The sequence below is a fragment of the Formosa haliotis genome (assembly GCF_001685485.1).
Taxonomy (GTDB): domain Bacteria; phylum Bacteroidota; class Bacteroidia; order Flavobacteriales; family Flavobacteriaceae; genus Formosa; species Formosa haliotis.
Genome location: NZ_BDEL01000001.1, coordinates 1,254,109 through 1,279,064 on the forward strand (window position 1 = coordinate 1,254,109; position 24,956 = coordinate 1,279,064).

Sequence of the window (24,956 nt, forward strand, 5' to 3'; positions counted from 1 at the left end):
ACGCCTTGACACCAAGTTTTTATTTTTTAAATTATTAACCTTAATTTCACCCTCTTGAACCCTAATTTCTTCCTAATCGGATTCTTTAAAATTAGGAATACCATTTCCCCACATGGGTCAATGCAAATGTTGGGCTATATCTGTTGCCCCTATTGAAATGAAACGAAGAAACAAATTAGCCCACCTGTACTATTTTTTAACAAGGGTTATCTCCTCTCCAACTTTAGTTTCAATATCATACACATAAGATGGTTTTAAAGTAACGCCTCTAAGGCTAGCTTTTGCAGAAATAATAGGATCTTTAATCTCCGGAACTTGATAGAAGGGGTTTGGGTTTTCGCCTGTAGCCATTTGTAAAACGCCTCCACTTTGAAGCTTTAATTCATTATACGAACGTATACGAAGATTCCCCCCTAAAGTCGATTTGATTACGGCTTTTACAACATTTCCGTCCTTCCATTCTAAAGCTACAATTTCGAAGCCACCACGAGCCCGTAATCCTGAAACTTGTCCGTCTTTCCAAACATCGGGTAAAGCTGGTATTAAATGAATCGCTGCATCATGACTTTGCACCAACATTTCGGTTAAACCTGAAGTGAATCCAAAATTTCCATCAATTTGAAATGGCGGGTGTGCATCGAGCATATTGGCATAAGTACCGCCGCCTTTAGGTGAATCTGGACGGCCAACTAATTTTATTTGATCGCCCATTAATTTATACGCATGATTACCATCTAACAACCGTGCCCAAAGGTTTATTTTCCAGTTCATAGACCAGCCTGTGGAAGGATCGCCTCGTTGAATTAATGTGTTTTTTGCCCCCTCAAACAATTCAGGATGTCTATATGGCGACATGACATTTGAAGGATAAAGACCGTAGAGATGCGAGACATGACGGTGATCGTCTTCAGGATCGTCCAAATCGTCCATCCACTCTTGGATTTGATTGTGTTGACCGACCTTTATTGGTGGTAATTTTTTTAAGGTGCTTTTCATTTTTACAACCAAATCGGCATCGACTTTTAACAATTCTGCTGCTGCAATTGTTTTTGTCAACATATCGAAAACCAACTGACTATCCATAGAAGCGCTTTCTACTATATTTACACTTTTTGGGCGTCCTTTTGGGCCATGTTCTGGTGAAATGGTTGGCGACATCACCAAATAGCCATTTGGATCTTCCGTTAAGAAACTCAAACAAAATTCTGAAGCCCCTTTCATAGCCGGATATACCGTTTTTAAATAAGCTTCATCTCCGTTAAACATATATTTTTCCCATAAATGCTGAGCCAACCAAGTGCCTCCTGTTGTCCACATCCCCCAAGTTGCACCGTCTACGGGTCCTGTAATGCGCCACAAATCGGTGTTGTGATGCGTTACCCAACCGTTGGCACCATACATTTCTTCTGCCGTTTCTTGTCCAACTACGGAAAGTTCTTTGACTAACTGAATTAACGGCTCATGCATTTCGGTCAGGTTTGTCACCTCCGCCGGCCAGTAATTCATCTCGGTATTGATATTTACCGTATAGGCACTTTTCCAAGGTGGTGTTAAATCCTTATTCCAAATACCTTGTAAATTTGAAGCTTGACCTCCCGGCTGCGAAGACGAGATTAAAAGGTATCGGCCAAATTGAAAATATAAAGCCGCTAAACTAGGATCGTTACTGCTGCTAAATTCTTTTATTCGAACATCGGTAGGTTTTGTTTTCGCATTGGTTTCGCCCAAATCTAATTGCACGCGATTGAAATACTTCTGATAAAACGCCGTATGATTGGCTACTAACTGATTGTAGTTTTTTTCTTCGGCCTTAGCGATATATTCTGAAGCGCGTTTGTGTGCATCGGCACTAACATCCTTATAATTGACAAAATTAGTGGCAATCGAGAGGTATAGTGTTACACTATTGGCATTGGTAACTTCCAGCTGATTAGTTGTTGCTGTTAAGATCCCGCCCTCAGGAACTATTTTCACACGCGCATCAAATTCAACTTTGCCTTTTATCGCTGGAGATTCCTTTGGTAAGCGTTTGTTTTTATTGTCACTACCAAAACCGGTCATGACTAACACATTATCATGTTCTGTAAACACCGAAACTTTTGCAGGCTCTGGCCGATCCATTTTTGCTGTAAAACTAATTTTTCCAGGCGTGTTGGCCGTTAATTTCATGACAATGACCTCATCGGGGAACGAAGTAAAAATGTCACGCCGATATTCGACACCATCAACTGTATATGTCGTGGTATTTATGGCATTTTCTATATCTAAGGCTCGGTAATAATTGGTATAATGCTCCTGATTTTTAAAACTCAATCTTAAATTCCCAACAGTTTCATAAGGCATCCCGTGCGAGGTTTTAGACAGTATTTTGGCATTTGCAAGATTGTGAGCTTCTTGGTACTTACCTTCAAACAACAAGGTCCTAACTTCAGAAAGTGCTGCTTTAGCATCGGGATTCGCATTGGTATGCGGGCCACCAGCCCAAAGGGTTGCTTCGTTTAACTGAATATTTTCTTCCGTTGGAATACCGTAAACCATCGCTCCCAAGCGACCATTACCTAAAGGCAAGGCTTCATTCCAATCGGCTGCTGGTGCATCGTACCATAATTTTAACGGTGAAGCTTGCTTTTGTGCTAAAATCACGCTGCCCATAGAAGCACATACAACAAAAAACACAAAAACTAAGTATTGTCTTCTATTTCGGTTAATCATAATAAATTTCATGTTATTATTGGTTAGTTAGTTACTAATTTCAGTCTTAATTAGCTTATTGAATTTAAATTCTTCTAAACGAATTATAGTTTGTCCTTCTTTAAAGTTTTGTATAGTAATTCTGTGCTCCCGCCCATCTTTAAAATACACAAACAATTCTTCGGGATTTTTAGAAACGATCTTATCTATTAGCGCTTCCCCTTGATAAGGTTCTAAAACATGTAAAAAATTGGTCGCTTTCTCATTTACACGAACAGCATAGGTTCTGCGCTCTGGATTGTTCCTATCGTTACGTTGCTTCCCGCCTACCGGATAATTTGCGATAAAACTTTTGCCTGCCTTTGGCCACAACGTATGCACATCGAGTTTGTTTCCCCCATCATTAAATGCAACCTTTGCGCCCTTTTTAAACGCATACCATTGGGCATTAGAAAAATACTTGTACGGCGAATCGGTTTCTGTACTTAACGAATCGTGTATGCTTCCTTGAGGTTTTACCCCTTCGATATTTTTGAATCCTACAGGGTGAATTAACCAATCGTAATGATGTTTGGTATTGGAAGCTAAACGATCTGCAAGAACCACATAATCATCCGTTACTATGGTTAAACGCCTTTGTTGTATAGGCTTAAAGCTAGCTTCAAAATCGGTGTCCTTCCATGGTGGAAACTGCTCCCCATCCCAAAGTGGTATTTTTCGCCATCGGGCTTCGGTTTCCACAACGGTTGCTTGCATGATATCGCCTTTAAAAAACAAGGTTTGTTTTGATGGCACCGCTTCCTGCTGAAGTTCGTCGACAATAACCATATTATGCGTAGCAGAAGTCTGAATACTTTCTTTATATCCTGGTTGGCCGTAACCAAACCAAGCCATTTCGGCTCCAAAATATTTGTAACCATTGCGATCTAGACCTATTAAATTCGTTCTATCAAAATGGCCATGCCACCCACCATGCGTTCCGTATTTTACAAACGCTTGAATTTGTTTTTCGGGTGTATTTCGCGTTCCCTGCGACCGTAAAGCCACTAGACCCACATTGGGTGCCACACTAGAATTGATCCGAGGATCTGCAACCGTTGGCAATTCCGGAACACCATACATTAAGGCTAGCCAAGAATCACGTTCGGTTTTGCTTAGTACCCAAGCCAGTTCTTTCAAATTATAAGCGCGGTAAGCCAGTTCGTAAAACGGTTCTGGTGCTTTTAAATTGGAATCGTTGGTAGCTACCACATTGGCATCTTCATCCATAAACGGAATGTATGGCGTGACCATATCTTCCAAGCCAACCGTATTTTTAGTAATTGGCCCCCAGTTATCGAATTTCATGCCTGTAAAGCCTTCTTTTATGTTTTCGAAATCTTTACTTTTAAATTTTACAGGGAATCGTTTATGATATAAATCCCAACCATAATTCTGAAACGCCTGCGCCACCAAACTATATCGCTGAACCACCAAATAGCAATAATTAGCGGTCCCCTCGAACCACCAACCATCGTCCATAACACCTTTACCAATTTGATCGGCCATACCGCCTGGCGCATCAGTTAAATACTTAACTTCGGAAATATCTTGCAAAAATAAAGCTGATAAAATAGCTCCTGCATTGGCACTCGCCTGGTGATTCATAATCCCGGAAGGATCCATATGTTTCCGATTTTGCGCTAAATAATACCGAAACGTGGCTTCAATATTGTCGCGATCTGTTTCTGAAAATTCGGGTTCGTTAAATACTATATCGCAGGCCGCTGCTAAATGTAAAAAGAAATTTCCTTCGTGTACTTGCACACCCGAAGTCGCGGCTCCAATAGATAAATACCCTGCTTCGCGATCGCAAACATCTTTAATAAATTGAATGGCTTTTTGTTTGTAAACTGCGTTTCCTGTTAATTTCCAAGCCAAGGTCAACTTAAAAACCAGTTCGCTATCATTGGGTTTATAATTAAAACTCGACCAAACTTTTACCGGTCTGGGTTTACTAACTATTTTTCGTTCGGGCACCTGATAAGTATCTAACTCTTGAAGCATCTTATCTAAATTGTTTTTAGCCCAAGGATACTGTTCGGTTTTAGCTTTGGTCTCTGCAATAACAGCATTGGTAACTAAAAGAAACGGATGTTCTTTAGTCCGAACCGTTACAAATTCCAGTAATTCTTTAGCTCCCGAAGTTCTATTTTCAATGGCTAACTGACTCGTTTCAAACCCACCTTTTGGCAAGCGCTTACTCATAATTACCCGGAGATGTCCTGTGTACTGTGCTTTCGGTTTTACCCTAATAATAGCATCGGTTAACAAATACGTACAGGCCAAACTTCTGGGGTTTTCTACCTGCACATGAAATTCTTGTACCGATGCTTTGTCATTTTTTAAATGAAATGTATGCGTGATGGTATCGCCAGCCTTCGCCGATTTACACGTATCATTGTTAGTGGAAAACCCTAAAAGCGAGATGTTACTAAAGATGAGAAAAATATATAAGTGTTTCATGCTTATTTTTTACAAATCATTTTTTTAAATGCTCTAAAACAAATGCCGTTGCATAATTATTTAGTTCGGTTATGGATGGTGAAATCCCTTCACCGTGAAAACTGTGTGCCGCATTTTTTATGGTTAATAATTCGACATCTGCACCTTTCTCCTTACCAACTTCTACCATATAAGTTGAATTAATAATAGGTAGTACCGTGTCCTTATCGCCATGAATTAATAATATGGGAGGACTGTTCTTTTTTAATAGTTCTGTTGGACTCAATAATTTTGCGAGCTCTGGTTTTTCTGCCAAGGGAGCCCCCAATAATCTTTCGAAAAGTTTACCATCTTCAAAAATAGAGCCCGGTCTTAAGTCGGGATTTACACAAGACGTAAATGGAAAATAAGAGACTACACATTTAAATTTAGGATTAAACTTAGTAAGTTCCTGATCTCCTTTAAAATCGGCATTATCACCTAAAGCCGTAACCAAACTTAAATGACCACCAGCCGATCCGCCCCAAATGCCATATTGTTTTTCATCAAGTTTGTATTGCTTGGCATGTTTTAATAAAAATCGCGTGGCATCTTTCGCATCCACAACCGCATCATAGGCATTGGTTTCTCCTTTTGCCAATCTGTACTCTATAGCCATGCAAATTACGCCTTGGTCTAAAAGACTTCTTAGGGTTTCCAAAGTGGCTTTTTTAAGGATATTATACGGACTCCCACCAGCCCATCCGCCACCATGAACATACATCATCCAAGGATTTTTCGCAGCCATTTGTTCCGGATTCGGGTAAAAGATAGTCATACTTAAATCTTTACCATCTACCGTTTTGTACACTAGTTTTTCTTTATGTAGAAAGGTATCCAGGATGTCTTGTTCCTTGGCATTTTGCGCCCATACAAGTACAGACGTACACAGGATAAGGAATAAGCAACACAACGATTTTATTGGATTATTCATGATAACGCTTGCTTTTAGTTTATGTTTATAGCTCTAAAATCACCCGCTTTAAACGTCATTTTTTTATTGTTGAATGTTATTTCGATAGGCACATTATTATCCAGTTGTAACTTGCCATTTTTGAATTCCAAAACCACATTCCCCACTTTCTCTGCAGTGATTGTATAACCTTTTGCTGAAATAGTTTGCCCGTTACCTACAAAAACAACCCAATCGCCATTCGTTTCTGTACCTACCAACATATAAGTAGCGTCAGATACTATGTCTTGATATTTTACCTGTTTATGATTTGCCGACGAAAACACCGCATCTTCGCGCCCTGATTTATGTGTGATATGTAATCCTACGAATTCCGTATTTCCATTTTCATCATCAAAACTTGAGATACTCTTTATACTTTTTCCATGGGCCGAGGTAAATGGTTCGTAAACCGATACAAAAGGTTTCTCCCAAGCCGCACCGTGTTGTCTGGCTGCTAACGTTAAATATGGTGCTTTATCTACCTCGTAAGGTAAACCACTATTTCCTTTAAACGCTTTATTAGGTGGCGATTTAATAGAAAACACCTCGCGCCCTTCTGTCCCTTTCATCCAAAGATTCATAAACACATCGTCTTTACCTTCAGGCATATCTATTTTCCATTCGGCTTGATAATCGGCTGCTGTTTTCTTCGATTGTTTATCCCACATATAATCTAGCGCATATAAATGACCGCCAGCAAATGCCATCTCTTCACTTGGAGTGAGCTCTAACGGAATGCCTTTTGCATCCATAATACTCATGGTTTGCCCCAAATTGTGGTAGAAATAATCATGAAACTTATCACCTTTGCGTTGCTTTTTAGATCGGAAAATATCGATATAATACCCTGTTGTTTCTCCTGTTTTAACGATACTAACTAATCGCGTTTGGTCGCTTTGGGTTTCAGGTTCTAAAAAGTACACATCGGAATACGTGATATCTGAATAATAGCCTTGTTTTTGTTCCGATTTAGGATATTCCCCCTTCAAATCGAACGCGTGGTAACTCAGCATTTCTGTATACGAAGACACGCCATCTACCATAACCGTATTATGTGCTGGAAACTGCGAATAATATTCTAAATAAACAGGTTGTAAATAGCTAGCACCTTTACCAGGATCGCCACCTTGTACAAATCCTTTTCCGTACAATTCCATGTTAATACCGTTGGCATGCATATGGTTACCAAGGGATCCATTTAATGACACCATCATGCCATCTTCTCCGGTTCCCATACGTTGCACATGCCAGCTTACATTAGGCGCATAAAACGATTGAGTCACGTAATCTTCTAGATTTCCTTTGTCATACTTTGGATTAAGTTCTAGAGGTTTACTAGCAAAAAATGAACTTATATTAGCTTTCGGTTTTCTCGTTTTTCCGCCTTTAGATTCTTGCGAAAAGATTTTATACAAACCAGTAAATTCTTCTTCCATCTTTTTATTGCCCGTTTTTTGAGCAATACGAATCATATCATCAAAAGCATCGGTACTTAAGGCTCCGTAATTACTGTCTCCAAAAGCAACTGTTTGTCCGTTAGGAAACAAGTATTGTGGCAGCATTTTTACAGCTGTTTCCATAACTGGCATATACGGTAGAATATTATGATCGAAAGTATTATTAAAATCTTCTATAAAATGGGTAAGATCTTTAGTCACTCCCAAAGAATATCCAGGGCATTCCGCCCAAACACCATTACTTTTATCGTAACCGTAATCCATAAATTTGTTTAACGACCACTGGCGCGCCGAGGTTTCATTTAAGATATAATTGATATAATATTCACGTCCTTTTTTGTCTTCATAATGCTTATCATCTTGAAGTACCATCGCTGCTTTTAAAATGATTTTAGCTTGGTGTAAATTCCAGTTGTTTTGAGGCACTCCGTTTTTAATAATTTGATCTATCCAACGCTTGATTGTTTTATCGTACATGGCTATATGCTTCGCGTGATTTGCCTCGATATAAGGATGAAGAAAATCGTAAAGTTCTGCTATATCTATAAGAACATTTTCGTGAATGACCTGAAAATTGGTAAAACCGACTAGAGTTTGAATGTGACCATTTAATAAATCTATTGGTTCGCTTCGGTACGACATACCTTCCATATAGGTATGAAAAATATCGTATGCAAACTTGGCATTAGCAGGATCGTTTTCTATCCAATACATAAAAGCGGCATCACGCCCTAATTCAATAATTCTTTCATTAATACTATAAATAACGCGACCCGTTTTAGAAATTTCTGCCCACTCGAACGGGTTTCCTTCCTTACTTCTATTAGGAAGCCACAACCCTCGTGGATCGTCCATATACGGTTTAATATCTTCTAATTTTGGTGTGCCATATGGCGAAGTATAATCTCGAGACCCAACAAAACGCACGGTTGGTACAGGCGCTTCACCATCGGCGTGTGAATAGTTGATCCCATTAACATACACGTTGGTTGATTTTGTTTTCCAATACATTTGAAGCCTCGAAACCATCCATTCTGGATCGGTTTTATGTTGCTCGACATAGTGATCGATACGATCGTGAATGCCTTTAGCCACCTCTTGTGCCCAAGCTTCTTTTTTAATCGTTTTTTGTAAATCCTTTTTTTCAGACTCCGTAATATATATCCGCGGATAGCCTTGGTTTAAATGGCCTGGTAAAGGGATTTTACTTTGGTTTTGGGCAACAAGTTGTTGTCCACCAATAATGATTAAAAGGATTAAAATACATCTATGCATCATTAGTTTAATTGTTTTGTAGTTTAGTTTATTATTTTTTATTAGTTAAATAGAAAGGCTTTCCATTAAGATTTTGCATTCATAAAATTCTCAAAAACAGTAGTGCAATCTATCGGGTCCTTCATTTTAATTTGTAGGTCTATATAGTCCTTAAACAATTGGTTTAAAATATGTTTATTCTTCTTTTTATCTGTAGCCAAATCATGCATTTCCATCGGATCGTTTTTCATATCGTAAACTCTCACCATATTAATAGAGGGGTACACTATCATTTTATAATTTTTAGTTCTAATCATGCGTTGCGATCCAAAATAGGCTCCATAAACTTCTGGATATTGGCTTATTTTAGCCGTTCCATTTACCATTGGCAAAAGACTATTAAAGTCTATATTAGCTGGTTTTTCTACTCCTGCAAGTTCTAAAGTAGTAGGCATAATATCTTGTAAATACACAAACTCGTCTACCACTTTTCCTTTGGGTACGTTGGGTCCACAAACTATCATAGGCACTCTCATACTACTATCGTACATATTTTGTTTTCCCATAAATCCGTGATCTCCTATGGCTAAACCATGGTCTGCAGTAAAAAAGATATATGTATTATCTGCTTTTCCTGAAGCTTCTAAGGCATCTAATAGCTTACCAATCTGCTCGTCCATATGGCTAATACTTGCATAATACTCTTGCCTGTTTACTTGTACTGCATATGTCGTTCTAGGAAAAGGAGCTAATTTTTCGTCACGTAAGCCTCTACCTGCTCTTGCCGCTTCGTTATAAGGATACTCTGGAAGAAAATTTTCTGGTACTTTAATTTTATCTACGTCGTACATATCGACAAAACGTTTAGGGGCTTGCCTAGGATCGTGGGGAGCATTAAAGGCCAAATACATAAAAAAGGGGTGGTCACGATCTTTAACTTGATTTAAAAAATCTATGCCATTATCGGCTAAAACTTCACTCCAATGTTTTCCGCCTTCCCAATATCCGCCCAAAGTCTCGTCATAAGGCGACCAAGTGTCGGGCTTATCTTTTTCAAAAGTTCGCGCATATCTTCCTTTAGTCTGATTTGGCATACCCGGACGAATGTCTTTGGTATAATCGAAAATGGCTTTAGGATCCACTTCTCCAACATGCCATTTCCCTGACATATAAGTATCGTATCCCGCTGCCTTTAGATATTGTGGCCAATATTGTTCTGGCATTTTAAAGCTAATGCTATTTTCAGGATTGCTTATAAGGTCATTTGTATTGTTAACCTTATTTCCTGTTTTAGAATAAGAAGCGGCTCTCCATAAATTACCGCCAGTAACGAGCATGGTTCTACTCGCTACACAAACTGCAGCCGTAAAAGACCCTTGATTAAAGGTATGCGAAAAGCTAATTCCTTGATCCATCAATTTGTCTAGATTCGGGGTTTTAACAGGGCAATCTTCTAAGGCGCCAATGGTGTTAAACGTCTGATCGTCGGCAAAAATGAAAAGAATATTTGGCTTTTGTTCTTGAGCAAAAGTTGTTAAAACCCAACAACACAAACACACTTGCATAAACTTTTTAAGACATTTCATAAAAATCAATTTCTTTTATTTCTTTTCAATTGTGAATAGAATCACTTTAAAACACAGCTTTGTTTAACCCCTAAAACATTCCAAAAACCCTTTCCTAAAGCGGGGTGTACACCACACTAATTTTTCCAGATTTTATAGGCTTTTCAGATTTTATTCCAATGCGATATGCTGGTCCACCTTCGCGTAAATGTTCTACTGGGACAAGCTCATCTGTGATTCTAATTTTAAAGTCTTCACTTTTAATTTCTACTTTTACCTTCTGATTTTCGGATGTTAAAATCACTGTATTATTATCGCTAATTTCATAAGTGTTTAAAGTCATAATAGCGGTTTCGAAGCTTACTGCTTCTGTGGCCACAAAATAATCTTCGATGGTGATAGTTCCTGTACCCGATTTATCGTTAGTCATGCTTCGTTCTAACACCTGTAAAGCAGGAAAATCGTAAGCTGGCTTTAAATCGATTAAGACTTTATCTTTATTGGCCTGAAAATCGGTTTGTTTAAATATCCCTTTGCGTGCTATACCATTAGACTGCAGTATCTCATTTAGTTTTGGCACCGGATGTCCCCAAGAACTACGTGCAGGATTTTCAGGCGAAAAAGCACCTGCTCTATACGATGGTGCGCCAATATCGCCCGACATGATATCTTGACCTAGTACCAAGGTGTAGGTACCCACATCGGAGTGATTGTGATTTTCGGCATTATGTCCGCCCTTAATTGCAATAGAAAATGGTGTTTGTTGTTTACCTCTAGAAATAACCATCCCAAAATCATCAAAATAAGTATGATTTGGTAATTCTGGTTCTTGAGCTTGCTTGCTTACTTCAAATAATGCTGGATGATTCCAAGTGATAAGTTGTTCGGCAGCCTCTTCCATACGAATCTCACTTGGCTGTATGGCTGAATAATAATGCGCAGATAACACATTAGCAAAATTACTGCCTTTATTTGAAACTCTAGATACACCATCGGCAAACGGCGCGCAACGCTGGTCTTGGATCACAAAATTCTCTGGAAAATTCCCTACATTTTTAAGCTTCTCTGGATTATCAAATTTAAACAAGTCGATTCGCCCTTCAGAATAATCGTATAATAGTTGAGCTAAATATAAATAATGTCCAAATCCGTAACCCCAATAGCCTAAACCTTCCGAGCAATAGCCATCGTCTCCAAAACCTGACAAATAATAAGTCATGCTATTTAAAGCCGATCCTACTGCTGCTAAACGCTTATCGTAATCTTGAGAATTTGTAATGGTTGCTAAAATGGTTCCGCTAGTACACACCGAATTCCAGTTACTCGTACTCCTTATCCAGGTGTTATTTTCATCGGAATACTGCGTACTTTTTAAATAGGTATCTGTAATTCGCCTTTGAATGTTGTTTGCTATATCGCTACGCAATTGTTCTGGTAACTTATCTGCCAAAAGCGCTTCGGCGATAGCCAAAACCGAACCGAATTTTCGTGCGCCTAAGTCTATCGACACACGGCGTCCTTCTAAAATGCCGTTATTGTTATCGTCGTGATTGGGATGCACCCAAGATTTCATGGCCATAATGGCATTCGCAAAGGTTGCTATTTGCGGTAAAAAATTGCCTTGATTTTCGATACATTCGCCAAGAATAAAATGTTCTAAACGGTCCATAGTTCGGTAATATCTTGGTTTGTAAATCCCACGATTACCATCTCTATTGGCGATGCGGTAAATACTATCTGAAATCGGTACTTCTGGTGTTTTATCTAATAATGACTTTGCTTTTTCTAAATAGGCTTGTCCAGATGGAGACGCTGCAATGGCATTCCAATACGTACGATCTGTAATTTTTGGAGCTGGCTGAAAAGCGTCTTTAGGTATAACTTTTTTAAGCATGGCTATTTGTGCAGCCGAAGGATACAACGTATCTGGACTTGCAGCATTTAAATAAGTTTCCATATTTAATGGCGCTACCGATGCTTGTTTAGTTTCGCTATTGCAACTTACCACCAAGGGTAAAGCTAAAAGCATGAAAAGAATTTTAATATTGAATTGTAACACGATACTTTTTTTAATGTTGAATTATACCACAAACCAAAAAGATAACACTGAAATCCAGATATTATCTTGGCGTAACAATGTTATCTTTTTTATTTGAAATTTCTTCTAAATCATAGTTCAATCCGTATAAACTATGTTTCATTATGGCTAATTCCCACAATATCTCAAATCTTGCTATTACAATTTAATTTATAACTACACAATATGATTTGGAATTCCTACAACACATCACAACCAAAAACTGTGTATTAATAGTCGACAATTTAAGTTTTACATTATTACTATTTTAGTCTAAAAAAGTCTCTATAGGCATACTATTCTCAAACTCTTTAATTTCAATATCTCGATAATAAATTTCTGCTGTTTCCGATTGAAATCCGATAATGCCTTCTTCCGGGGTTAAATTGAAAGCCATGTTTACTATCTCACCATTTAACTTATGAATGGTATACTCCGAACCCATAACTATAATTTCGCAACCATTCCATTTTCCATTAATTGCATTATAATTTTCGGTGGCTTTGGCTAAATGCATCCAATCACTTTTATCTTCAGGGATACCACCATCGTTTGGTGACAGAAAATATTTACCATCTTTTGTAGAGAACCAATCGTAACCAGCGCCTTTAGGTCTAATTAGATCTCCAGAATGATTCTTGTTGGTAAGATGATTGTATCTTATTTGATACTCTATTCCTGTTGGCCACACTTTGTCGTCGGACACATGATAATACACGCCAGCATCGTATTGCCATTTATCAAAATTATTGGTAATTTTCTTTCCCCATTTATACTCGAATCTTAAGATGTATTTACTGTATATTTTATTGGTATAAAACAAACCGTGAGTTGGATTTTTACCTGTATTAAGGTTTAAACTATCAAGCATATGCTTAAACACATGCACCACACCATCCTCAATAGCATAGACTTTTTTAGCCATTTCAGCATCGCCATTTCTTAATTTAAGATGCCAACCATCCCAATTTTCGCCATTAAATATAGGTTCAAATCCTTGGTTGTCTATAGATTTAGATTGCGCGTTAAGTACCTTAGTATTAAAAGTTAGAATCAGGACTAAAAGTATGACCCTTCTTAATTGATGTATTGTCATAATAGTTTATAATATGTTGTTAGTTATTTTACGGTTATAGTCTGTTTCAGGACAATTTCTTCTGAAGATTTGCCTATCTGAATTTCATAACGACCAGAGTTTACAACATATCTTTGTTTACTTACATCCCACCACTGCATATCGTCTATAGAAAAATGCAGTTCAACTTGCTCCGTTTCTCCTTTAGCAATTGAAACTCGTTTAAACGCTTTTAACTGCCGGATAGGCTGATATACTTTACTATCTAAATTGGTTACGTATAATTGAATCACTTCGTCACCATCCATAACTCCTGAGTTTTTTACATCTAAAACAGCGGTTATTTCTTTTTTATTCTGAGTAATTTTCAATCCTGAATAATCAAACGATGTATAGCTTAATCCAAATCCAAATGGATAAGTTACGTTATCTTTCATATACATATATGTTCTTCCTTTACTGATTTCGTAATCTTCGAAATCTGGTAATTTCTCAGGATCTGTGTAAAATGTAAGCGGAAGATGTCCTGAAGGATTCACTTTCCCTGTAATTAATTCTGCTAAAGCATAACCCCCTTCTTGCCCTGGAAACCATTGTAAAAGAATTGATGGTACGATGTCATTCAACTCAGATAATTGTATTACAGTTCCTCCATTTAACACGACCAACATGTTTGGGTATTTAGCTGCGAGTGCTTTTATTTCTTCCATCTGATCTTCTGGCATAATGGAATTCATACGATCATGAGATTCTTTAGACATGCTCCTAGTAAGCCCCCCAACGTATATTAGTAATTTTTCTTCTGGATGATCTACGGTTACAACCTCTTCTGGTTCTACCCATTTTAATAATGCACGAGCAGGCTCTGATTCTTCATTATAATACTCTACTTTTAAATTGACTGCTTTTCCAGCTTCTAGAAAAACCCCTTGATATTCTTCGTTCTCTAGTGCTTTACTATGCCAATTATCCAGTATTTTTTCATTGTTTATCCAAATACGGGCTCCGCTTAATGCTGTAATTGAAAAATAATGAAGTCCGGTGCGATTAGGCGTTAATTCTGCTGTCCAACGTACCGAAAACGTAGGCTGTGGAATTTCTGGGTCTATATGGGCTAAAGGTTTTGGTAAATCTAAATCGAAGCCGCGATCTGTTCTCACTGAAACAGGCTTACCTTCAAGTTTAGTCCCTGCAAAATATTCTCCTATTATACCTTTAGTCTCTGGCTTTCCAGGAACATTTAAATTGCCTTCGGGTATAAATAACCATTTCCCTCCTAATTGGCTTTTAATTTCGAATTGATTTCCTGCAATTTCTTTCAAACCAAACATTGGTGTTGCAGCTATTCCTGCGGCATTTCCACTGTAAGCTCCAAAAGGCGCATCATTAACGTAAGGTCCTGCAAAAAGAATGTATTTATATTTTTCTGGAGTTGCAGGAAGTACATTGTTTTTATTTTGCAATAAAACAGCACCCTCTCGTGCAATTTGTCTAGCAATAGCCAAATGATCATCTGAACCAACTACGTCTGTTAATATTTTAGTATACGGATTTTCATCGTCTGAACGTAAAAGTCCTAATTTAATTCGAGTGGTTAGACTACGAATAATTGCTTGATCTAAATCGGACTCTTTCATTAGCCCTTGTTCTACTGCTTGTTTAGACCATTCTCGCTCGTTAACTTCTCTAGCACTGTCCGAACCCGAATACACATCTACTCCAGCGGTTATCATCATCATAGCTGCTTCAGGACCATTCTTAGCATATTTATGTTTTTCAACCAAATGCCCTGGAACGCCAACATCGGTAACCACAGTCCCAGTAAATCCCCATTCGTTACGTAATATATCGGTCAACAACCATTTATTTGCAGAACACGGTATTCCGTTTAAACCATTATAAGCCGTCATTATAGATTCTACATTTTCACGTGCAATGACGTCGCGATAAGCCGGAAAATAGTATTCCCTTAAGGCACGTTCCGATACATCTGGACGTACATACAAACGATTATGTTCTGTATTATTTACTACAAAATGCTTAATAGTTGCAACAGTCTTTAAATAATTTGGATGATCTCCTTGTATTCCGTTTACAAAAGCAGATGCTAGTTCAGTGGTTAAAAAAGGATCTTCCCCATAAGTTTCCTCTGTACGTCCCCATCGCGGATCACGTGCCATATTTATAACCGGACTCCATAATGTTAATCCATGATAGCGTTTTGATTTGTCTTCGGCAGCATCTTTATTATTTAGAGCACGAGCTTCATCACTTATAGCAGTGGTCATTTCTTTTATTAAGGACGGATTCCAACCAGAAGCCATAGAAAGTGGCACCGGGAACTGCGTAGCTTCTCCTCGACGCGCTACGCCATGTAGTGCTTCGTTCCACCAATGGTGCCCAGGAATATCTAAACGTTCTATAGGCAAATTGGTCATTTCTATTAACCTGACTTTTTCCTCTAAAGTCATTTGTTTCACCAAGTTTTGCGCCTGCTTAGTAGCATGCTTATGAAGTGCTGTCCGATCTTGTGCTACACTAGTCTCCACCAAAAACATTGAAACACAACCAGCGGCTAATAGCATGTATTTTTTCATAACTTCTTTATTTATCTTTCTCTTTACCATTCTTTCAAAGTATACAGTACAAGGTCTTTAAGAATCGAATCTGCTTTTTTAATATTTAAAACGAACTAAAAAGCCTCATGACAACTTATATATTATTTATATTCACAATACTATCAATTATAAACTATAAAATATATAACTCATCATCCAAGACCTCTAAATTATGATCTGTTTTTGGCAATGATAGAATTTTAAGGAAGTTACATAGCCTTTTACAATTAAAATGTAAAAAATTATTTTAAAGCTTTAGATATTGCTGCTTTAACCATTGGCTCCATAATAAGATACCCGTCTACATTAGGATGTACGGTATCCCTCCCAAATTCTTTTTTTAAACCCTTTTCACTATTCACCATAGGAGTATAATAATCTAAATATATAATCTTATTTTTCTTTGCATACGCTTTTAAAAGAGTATTCAGCTCAATAATTTTATCTGCCGGTTCTATAGACGGACTCCAAGAATAGCTTGTTGCTGGGAGCACCGATGCTAATATGACTTTAATATTATTGGCTTTTGCCAACTCTGCCATAGAAAAAATATTTGCCGCAATACGCTCTAAACTTATAGAGCCTCTGTTTCCGGCAATGTCGTTTGTTCCTGCTGAAATAACAACCACTTTGGGTTGTAATTCAATCACATCTGGTCTAAAGCGTAACAACATTTGCGCACTAGTTTGACCGCTAATTCCTCTGTTGACGTAATTCGGATTTTCTTCAAAAAACACAGCATGATCACGCGTCCAATTATCGGTTATGGAGTTCCCGATAAATACGACTCTATTTTCGTTTTTACTCGGTGCTTTCAATTCAGCATTTTCTTGACTGTAACGCCCTAAATTAGCCCAATCTTCTGTAGGAATTAGTTGTATTCTAAGTACTGAAACCTGACTATCAGGAGCAATTTCTGGTAAGAATGCCGTTAGTTTACCTTCAATCAACTTAATTTTCACTTTTTTATCTGGATTAGAAAGTAATCTAGCTTCCCTAGGTTTAATGGCTCTATCTAAAACCAATTTACCATCTTCTGGCCATGTAAAAATATGCGCTAACAAAAAAACGTCTTCGCTATCTTGTGTATAGGCTCCCCAATTTGGTTTTTCGTAAGGTATGGTTTGAGAAAATCCAATCCCCATATTTAAAGCAAAGACTAGGGTATACACTAAACTAATTTTGTAAATATTAGCCATTTCTAGTTTTTCATATGTTATTAAACTAAAACAGACAAACCGTTCTAAAACCGTTTGTCTGCTTTTTATTTTCTGACAAATAATTCCTTATTACTTAGCCAACTCAATTTTCACTACAGAAACAGGACTATCTGGAGCCAACATTGGTACTTCTACAATTACTTCTCTAGAGGTACCTAAAGCTTTTAATTCTGTGCTTGGATCTGTTAATAAAGTTACTTTTTTAAACTTAATATCTTTGTTCAGTTTTAATAAACCATCCTTTGGCCAATTAAAAACATGCGCATACACTACACCATCTTTTTGGGTGTAACGTCCCCATTTTGGTTTTTCGTATGGACTAGCAGATGCACCGTAAATAGCCTCGCCATTCTTTTTTGTCCATTGTCCCAAGGCATCTAAACGACGAATACTTTGGGCTGGAAATCTACCAAAACCATCAGGTCCAATATTCAACAAGAAGTTACCGCCTTTAGAAACGATGTCTACTAACTTTTCAATTAAATCTTCACTACTTTTCCAATTGTTATCGTCCGGTTTGTAACCCCAAGTTCCATTCATGGTCATACACGCTTCCCAGTCTGAGTCAATTCCAGTATCTGGAATTTCTTGTTCTGGTGTCCCGAAATCTCCTGCAAATTCTCCAGGATTGTTGTTCATACCGTCCATTCCGGTTCTTCCTTTATCAACTCTATTATTTACAATTGTATTGGGTTGAATGTCGCGAATGTATTTATACAAATCTTTACCCATTTCGGTAGTATAATCTGAAATCCAATCACCATCAAACCACACCACACCAATGTCGCCATAATTCTTTAGTAATTCTCCTACTTGAGGTTTCATATAATTCTCATAATACTTTGGAAACTCTGGATTCACCACAGATGGATCGTCATGTTGTGAGATGTTGTAATTTGGATATAAATTTCCTTGTGCTTGTGGGTGATGCCAGTCTACAATAGAATAGTATAAACAAAACTTAATGCCTTGTTTTTTACAAGCTTCTGCTAATTCTTTAACAATATCTCTTTTAAAAGGCGCGGTATCCATAACATCGTAATCTGAAACTTTAGAATCCCATAAGGCAAAACCTTCATGATGTTTAGATGTTAATACGATATACTTCATCCCGGCATTTTTTGCCATAGTTACCCAAGCATCTGCATCAAACAATTGCGGGTTAAACATTTCTGGATATTTCTCATACTCTTCAATAGTATAATCTAGCTTATCCATGGCCCATTCGGCACCACCACCGGCTATTTTAGAACCGCGTTCGCCTCCTATAATAGAGTATGCTCCCCAGTGAATAAACATACCAAATTTGGCATCTCTCCACCATGCCATTCGCTCGTCATCCGACAGTTTTTTCTTAGAACTTGCTTGCGCCATCGCCGATCCAAAATTTAACATGACTAATACCACCAGCAAAGTCATATTTCTTAACGTTTTCATTCTCATAGTTTGTAATTTTACTTTCAATTAATTTGTTCTTATTTTTATAGGTGTTTCGGTTTGATTTCTCATCACTACAAGATCCATTTCATCACCTGGGTGTTCCACATTTATTCTGAAAAAATCTTGTACTGTTTTTACAGGTTGTCCAGCTGCTTTAAGAATAACATCGCCCTTTTTAATGCCGCCATTTTGAACGGCCGGGCTCGGTTTCCAAATACGCAATACAATAACGCCTTCTGCCGAATTTAATCCGTAAGCCGATTGTTCCTGAGGTGAATCTACAGATTTTAATTGATTCCGTAACCATGCCACAACAGGACTACTCGTATTTTCTGAAGGATCCTTAATAACCGGAACTTCTGGCGTTTTTGCAAGCTGCTTTAACTCTGGCTTTTGCACGCCAAATTGATCCATTGGAAAATTTTTAAAGCCCAATTTTAATGCCGGTGATGTTTCTGCTACCGTAAAATCTAAATGCTCTGGATCTTTAAACTGCGGATCGCCATAAGCACTGTGTAAATCGCGGTCGTAAATTTGAGATTTCATCATCGATTCTTCATTAGGAAAGAGGTTATAATCTAACTCTTTTCCCCATCCTAACAGTCCAACATCTTGATAAGCATTACCTACAATATTGTATTTAAACACATCTTCACTATTGGCAAACCACACATGAGGGTGTAAGGAATTGTTGACCATGATATTATTTTCGGCAACACGATTAAACCCTTCTCGCAGTTTAAGTCCGCTATTCAGCATAAGGTTATTATAAATATGGTAGTTTGAAGAGCCATCGTCTAAATCGACATCCCAACCATGATCGCAACGGAAGCGATTGTTTCTAATGATAGTAGTTTTAACGGCATCCCAAGTATACATATCTGGAATTTGGGTAGTAATGCTATCCATAACACCGCGTTTTGGATGCCAAAAGCGGTCACGCCCCCAAGAGTTAAAGGAGCCGTGATCGTGGGTTTCTAAAACCGTATTAAACACATCGTTGAATTCTAAAATATGGCCGCCCCAAGTACCGTCACCAATATTAATACCGGCTCTAGGCACATCGTAAATACTGTTATGGCTCACAGTAATATCCATCGCCATAGCGATTTCTACACCTGCCGTTTGCTTTTCTATTCTACCAATGCGGTAGATTAAATTATTATCGACTACACAGGCTCGTGGGTATAATTCGTTTTTAGGCCCTGCTAAAGTATCTATATCTTTTAGGTCTACAAACTGACCATAATTAAAAGATGGAGAACGCACCGCAGACGGATCGCCCACAAAAGCAACCGCAGTCGCTCCATTATCGTGAATATGATTGCCAATAACTTGGAGGCCTTTGTTATATTTACTGGCCATAATAACATTACCACCTAGATGTACAAACTCATTATTTTTCACAGTACAATTTTCAGTGCCTTCAAAAAACACGACACTTCCTCTGTAAATAGACCAATCACTACGTAATAAAGGCTCGTAATGTTCCATAAAAGTACGTTTGGTGTGCTGAAACGAGATACCACTTAATTCTACGTCTTTCACTGGATTTTCTAGTGTCCCTACCACCTGAATTAAATCTTTAAGTACCGCCACTTCTATAGTAGCACTTTCTAAATTGGTGTTCGCTTCTGGCCAATAATACAGCTTATGGCTTGCTTTGTCTAGATACCATTCTCCCGGACTATCTAGTTCTTCAAACACATTTTCTACCATTCTAAATTCTACATGTGGTCTAGAACCTCTGTTGTTTTGCTGTCCGCCTTCTAAAATGGCCTCACCTTGGTCGTTTACACCGGTAATCGTATAATGAAATCCGCCCCATTTTCCACCATGAAGCGCGTGAAAATATGCGCCTTTTGGGTTGCTCCAACTAGCGACTTTTTCTTTTGAAATGGCATCGGCAGCAGACCCATTCCAATAATGAGCATCTTCATCGTAATTTGGGTAACGCGCCAAAATTTGAGGTTTGCCATTCACAACTAACTGATCGAAATCTAAATGCTCTGGCACCGAACTCACCAAAATATTTTCGTTAAACGGAATCCATGCCGGTTTCAAGATTTCAGATCCTTTTATCCGCACCTCTTTAGCAGAAGTACCTGTAATTTTTAATCCGTTTAAATCTGGCGTTATAGTGATTGCATGCGATACATAATAATCGCCAGGTTTTAATTTTATTGCGATTGGCAGTTCCGGGTTTAAACGCCTTAATTCTGAAGCTTCTTCTATAGCTTCTTCTACACTCGAAAATGGGAGTTCTTCACTTCCATTGGCATTTTCACTAGTGTTCGTACTTACGTATAGCGTTTTTATGGGTTCTTCAGAAACACAAGAAACCAAGAATAAAAAGGGTAATATCAAGCATATTTTAAAATAGCGGTGTCTCATATATTGTATTAGTTTATCGTTGCTTTTCCTTTTATATAGTTTAAAGATTGTAAAAACTCGTCTGCTGCCAAAGTGGTTTCTATATAATATGTATCACCAGGTTGTTTTCCTTTATTAAAAAAACCATGTGGCTGCCCGTTATACAAATGAAGCTCACATTGGCCGCCAACAGCTTCTATTTGCGCTTTATATTTTTCCATAGTGCCATTCGGAATATGTTTATCGTTGGTGCCTTGAAAAATGATTGTTGGTGGCACATCGTTATAAATGTTATGCATCGGTGAAATTTCGGTAAAACGGTCTCCTATACGGTCATACCCATAACCACCAGGCCCATTATCTATAACGGGATTATATAAAATTAAAGCTTGTGCTTTAGTACTTATATTATGGTCCTCTCCTGCTTCATCTAATCCTGGAAGCATGGTTGTTGCAGCCGCTAAATGCCCACCTGCAGACCCACCAGATGCTACCATTTTATCCGAATTTATGTGATACTGTTTAGCATGAGACCTTAAAAATCGCATGGCAGATTTCGCATCGGCCACCGCATCAAACGGTGTGGTGCCTTGTCGGTTTTCAACACGATAATCTACTAAAACGGTTAGCATACCTCGGGATGCAAAATACTCGGCTTGGGGTCTAAACTGATCGACACTACCGCCAACCCATCCACCTCCAAAAAAGAATACCAACGCAGGATATTTTTTTCGTTTTTTAAAGCCATTCGGTTTATATAGCTCCATGGTTAAGGTATCGCCTTTTACGATTTTATAAATAATTTTTTCTGGAGTACCCAAACTATTATCTTGACCATTTACAGATAAAATGGAAACTAAAAACACATATGTAATGGCTATATACTTAATCATGTTTAATGTTTTGTTGAAATACTATTTCCAATTTAGCGTAGGCTTTTTCTATTCTGAATTCCAACTGATTGGGATTAAATCGTCCAATTTGTCCTTTTCTTGAACTAATTAAGACATCGTTTTCATAAACGTTTAAAACAGCCTCCTTATTCCCCTCTAAAAACGGCACACGTAACAATGTGGCACCATCTGATGTAATTTTATAGGAATCTCCTACACGATCTACAGACACCGTAACCGGTTCTGCCGCAGCAATAATTTCCCAACCTAATTGCTTGAATTTATAAACCCCCGAAATAAACATAAACTGTAAATCGGTCTTACTTGTAGTTGTTCGCGTAACCGACAAAAGTCCTTGTTGATAAAAATCATTCGTTTCTACGATATCATTTTCTGATGTATTTAGTATAATTTTATCGGAGCTTTTCGCATCATTGAGCTTTACATTTATAATTTGGGTCCTTGGATAATCTTTAACTGAAGCATATTCTACATTCTTAATCGGGTTTTCTTCACCTTCTATAAATGGGTTAAACACCACTGCAAAGGGATTATTCCAAGCTGCTGCATCACGTTTCACTATTAAAGTTTGCATCGCATCGTTTAAAACTGCTTCTGGTGCCGTGCCTTTGGTTAAGACATTCGATTTTGGAGACAAAGCAGTATATATGGTTTGATGCTCACTGCCTTTAATCCACAGTTTCATTATATTATTTGGCTTTTCGTCATGCTTCAAGCTAAATACAGCCTGTACATCGTTAGCCGTACTCATTTTCTTTTTTTCTGTTAAATAATCATAAGCCTTAATATCGCCATATTGACTTCCAAAATCTTCAGTAGGAGCTCCTGCTATGGTTTTATTGGAGTCGCCGAACAGCGTTAAAGCCTGCCCCAGATTATGATAAAAGTAATCGTGCCTTTGGGTTCCTTGAGTTTGCGTTTCCGATCTAAAAACATCGACTATATAACCGCCTCCGGTATTCGACTTTATAAGTGAGGTAAATCGTTGCTGATTGGCTTTTGCTTTAGGTTCGAAGAAAGTCACTTTGGCAAAGGTTATTTTATCAAATTGCGGAGTCGTTCCTGGTTTTGGAAAACTATTATCTAAGGTAAACGGATGATAACTTCGCATCGCTTGATAATCTGAAATACCATTAACTACTACCGTGTTATGGGCAGGGAATTTTGAATAATACTCCGTATGGTTTTCATGCCAATAACTAGAGCCTTTCCCCATATCTGGCCCCAACACATACTTATTTGCAAACAATTCGATCGCGACGCCATTGGCATGGGCGTGATTTCCGAAAGAACCAAAGGTTGAAACCATCATAGCCTTATCACCAACTCCTAATCGCTGATTAAACAAACTTACATTAGAAGCATAAAAAGTTGGAGATGTAAGTCGCTGTAAAGCATTTTCTGTAGGTTGAGACGCTTTTAATTCATTTACATAAAAGAACAAATCAAATAAATCTTTGGCGCGTCGTTTATAGTCGCCTTTTGCAATCATTTGTTCTAAAAGCCCGGAAATAATGGATTCCTTTTCCGATTCCTTATATTTTCGATAATTAGCTATTAACAATTCAAAATTTTCTGGCGGTAATGGTTTATGATTAGAATCGCCAAAACCAATGCTATAGCCACTGGGGAACAGATATTGAAACGAGGCCAAGGCCGCTTTTTCAATTATAGGATATTGTCCCAATTCGTTTTTACCTGTTGCATGATCTAAAATGGTAATTATTTCTAATAAAGTCGTAATAACATGAATAGAATACGAGGCGCTTTCAGGCCAAATTCCGGTGTCCTGATCGTAAACTAATAAGGATTCATCTATAGAAAGTTGTCTTGCTGTAGAGGTATTAAAAGTTAAATTCAAGAAATATTCTCGACCTTTTCCGTTGGCATAAGCCGCATTAGAATCGAGAACTACAGCCACATAGGTTAAAAAACGGGCCTGAAATAAATTCCAATTATTATCGGGCACACCATTTTTAATAATTTGATCGCCCCATTTCTGAAAAACAGCGACATTATGGTTTAAATCGACGTTTTCCTTTTTAAAATAATCATATAAAAAATCGTAAGTGCTTACCAAACTAACCAAGATTTTTTCATGAATCACTTCGAAAGTAGCTAAGCCCGATAAGCCTTGCTGTGGCGAATTGGTTAAATCTATTGGCGCATCGCGGTAGTACATACCTTCCATATACACACTGTATACGGGTTTGGCAAATTCGGCATAAGCCCGATCTCCCGTTAGCCAATATAAAAAAGCGGCATCGGCAACCAAACTCATGATTTTGGCATTAATATTTTCTATAATATGACCCGATTTAGACGGATGAACCCAGGCCATTTTATTGGTTTTTTTATGTTGTAAATACAGCCCTTTCGGGTCATCAAAATACGGCTGAACAGCTTCCAATGCTGGGGTTTTATAATCTGTTGCCCAGTCTCTTGTTCCCGAAAAGCGCACCGTAGGTACAGGCGCACTGCCTTCGGAATAATCGAAATCGCCACCTTTTAAAAATACTCTATTGTGTTTGGTATTCCAGTTCATCTGCAAACGCGACACAAGCCATTCCGGATCTTGCTTTACATACTCTAAATATTTTTCGAGATTTTTTTTCTTTTTTGCTATGAAGTCAGCCTTCCATGCTACCGATTTAACCGCTTTTAAAAATTCGGCCTTCGTGGTATTGGACGTATAAATGCGAGGATGTTGCAGATTTTGACCACACAGCAGTATCGGACTTAATAAAAAAGTCACACAAATTAAAATAATATGTAGCCTCCTTAACTTCATGTT

13 protein-coding genes are annotated in these 24,956 nt (G+C 37.9%); all 13 read right to left on the bottom strand.

The genetic code is table 11. From position 1 onward, the window contains the following. Positions 1-189: 189 nt before the first annotated feature. Positions 190-2,724: a glycoside hydrolase family 95 protein gene (locus A9D35_RS05250; RefSeq protein WP_235817856.1), complete on the bottom strand. Its 2,535-nt coding sequence runs from the start codon at positions 2,722-2,724 to the stop codon at positions 190-192. 15 nt (positions 2,725-2,739) lie between these two features. Beyond that, a complete protein-coding gene (locus A9D35_RS05255; protein ID WP_066219958.1) occupies positions 2,740-5,196 on the bottom strand; it encodes a heparinase II/III family protein in 2,457 nt (818 codons plus the stop codon). A gap of 16 nt (positions 5,197-5,212) precedes the next feature. Then, positions 5,213-6,148, bottom strand: a complete 936-nt coding sequence (locus tag A9D35_RS05260; protein WP_066219960.1) for an alpha/beta hydrolase fold domain-containing protein — start codon at positions 6,146-6,148, stop codon at positions 5,213-5,215. 14 nt (positions 6,149-6,162) lie between these two features. Then, positions 6,163-8,904 (bottom strand): endo-acting ulvan lysase-like protein, encoded by a 2,742-nt coding sequence (locus A9D35_RS05265; protein WP_218017728.1) that lies wholly within the window; start codon positions 8,902-8,904, stop codon positions 6,163-6,165. A gap of 62 nt (positions 8,905-8,966) precedes the next feature. Beyond that, entirely contained in the window at positions 8,967-10,466 is a 1,500-nt protein-coding gene (locus tag A9D35_RS05270; RefSeq protein ID WP_066219963.1) for a sulfatase family protein, read from the bottom strand. A gap of 94 nt (positions 10,467-10,560) precedes the next feature. Then, positions 10,561-12,474, bottom strand: a complete 1,914-nt coding sequence (locus A9D35_RS05275; protein ID WP_141675480.1) for a hypothetical protein — start codon at positions 12,472-12,474, stop codon at positions 10,561-10,563. Between the two features lie 316 nt (positions 12,475-12,790). After that, positions 12,791-13,618, bottom strand: coding sequence for a 3-keto-disaccharide hydrolase (locus tag A9D35_RS05280; RefSeq protein ID WP_066219965.1), 828 nt, complete (start codon positions 13,616-13,618; stop codon positions 12,791-12,793). A gap of 23 nt (positions 13,619-13,641) precedes the next feature. Then, positions 13,642-16,194, bottom strand: coding sequence for a beta-glucosidase (locus A9D35_RS05285; RefSeq protein WP_159427042.1), 2,553 nt, complete (start codon positions 16,192-16,194; stop codon positions 13,642-13,644). Between the two features lie 263 nt (positions 16,195-16,457). Continuing rightward, positions 16,458-17,414 carry an SGNH/GDSL hydrolase family protein gene (locus A9D35_RS05290; RefSeq protein ID WP_235817857.1) on the bottom strand — a complete coding sequence of 319 codons (957 nt, stop codon included), beginning with the start codon at positions 17,412-17,414 and terminating at the stop codon, positions 16,458-16,460. 90 nt (positions 17,415-17,504) lie between these two features. Beyond that, complete coding sequence (locus A9D35_RS05295) at positions 17,505-18,872, bottom strand: alpha-L-fucosidase (protein WP_066225819.1); 1,368 nt, start codon at positions 18,870-18,872, stop codon at positions 17,505-17,507. A 27-nt stretch (positions 18,873-18,899) separates the two neighbouring features. After that, positions 18,900-21,269 (bottom strand): PDZ domain-containing protein, encoded by a 2,370-nt coding sequence (locus tag A9D35_RS05300; protein ID WP_066219970.1) that lies wholly within the window; start codon positions 21,267-21,269, stop codon positions 18,900-18,902. A gap of 8 nt (positions 21,270-21,277) precedes the next feature. Beyond that, positions 21,278-22,141 carry an alpha/beta hydrolase gene (locus A9D35_RS05305; RefSeq protein WP_141675481.1) on the bottom strand — a complete coding sequence of 288 codons (864 nt, stop codon included), beginning with the start codon at positions 22,139-22,141 and terminating at the stop codon, positions 21,278-21,280. Then, positions 22,134-24,917: a heparinase II/III domain-containing protein gene (locus A9D35_RS05310; protein ID WP_218017729.1), complete on the bottom strand. Its 2,784-nt coding sequence runs from the start codon at positions 24,915-24,917 to the stop codon at positions 22,134-22,136. The genes A9D35_RS05305 and A9D35_RS05310 overlap by 8 nt, the downstream gene beginning before the upstream one ends. Positions 24,918-24,956: the final 39 nt, after the last annotated feature.

Excerpts from the sequence above, each read along its gene's own strand:
- A9D35_RS05250 (WP_235817856.1), bottom strand. The coding sequence starts at position 2,724 with ATGAAATTTATTATGATTAACCGAAATAGAAGACAATACTTAGTTTTT.
- A9D35_RS05255 (WP_066219958.1), bottom strand. The coding sequence starts at position 5,196 with ATGAAACACTTATATATTTTTCTCATCTTTAGTAACATCTCGCTTTTA.
- A9D35_RS05260 (WP_066219960.1), bottom strand. The coding sequence starts at position 6,148 with ATGAATAATCCAATAAAATCGTTGTGTTGCTTATTCCTTATCCTGTGT.
- A9D35_RS05265 (WP_218017728.1), bottom strand. The coding sequence starts at position 8,904 with ATGATGCATAGATGTATTTTAATCCTTTTAATCATTATTGGTGGACAA.
- A9D35_RS05270 (WP_066219963.1), bottom strand. The coding sequence starts at position 10,466 with ATGAAATGTCTTAAAAAGTTTATGCAAGTGTGTTTGTGTTGTTGGGTT.
- A9D35_RS05275 (WP_141675480.1), bottom strand. The coding sequence starts at position 12,474 with ATGCTTTTAGCTTTACCCTTGGTGGTAAGTTGCAATAGCGAAACTAAA.
- A9D35_RS05280 (WP_066219965.1), bottom strand. The coding sequence starts at position 13,618 with ATGACAATACATCAATTAAGAAGGGTCATACTTTTAGTCCTGATTCTA.
- A9D35_RS05285 (WP_159427042.1), bottom strand. The coding sequence starts at position 16,194 with ATGAAAAAATACATGCTATTAGCCGCTGGTTGTGTTTCAATGTTTTTG.
- A9D35_RS05290 (WP_235817857.1), bottom strand. The coding sequence starts at position 17,414 with ATGGCTAATATTTACAAAATTAGTTTAGTGTATACCCTAGTCTTTGCT.
- A9D35_RS05295 (WP_066225819.1), bottom strand. The coding sequence starts at position 18,872 with ATGAAAACGTTAAGAAATATGACTTTGCTGGTGGTATTAGTCATGTTA.
- A9D35_RS05300 (WP_066219970.1), bottom strand. The coding sequence starts at position 21,269 with ATGAGACACCGCTATTTTAAAATATGCTTGATATTACCCTTTTTATTC.
- A9D35_RS05305 (WP_141675481.1), bottom strand. The coding sequence starts at position 22,141 with ATGATTAAGTATATAGCCATTACATATGTGTTTTTAGTTTCCATTTTA.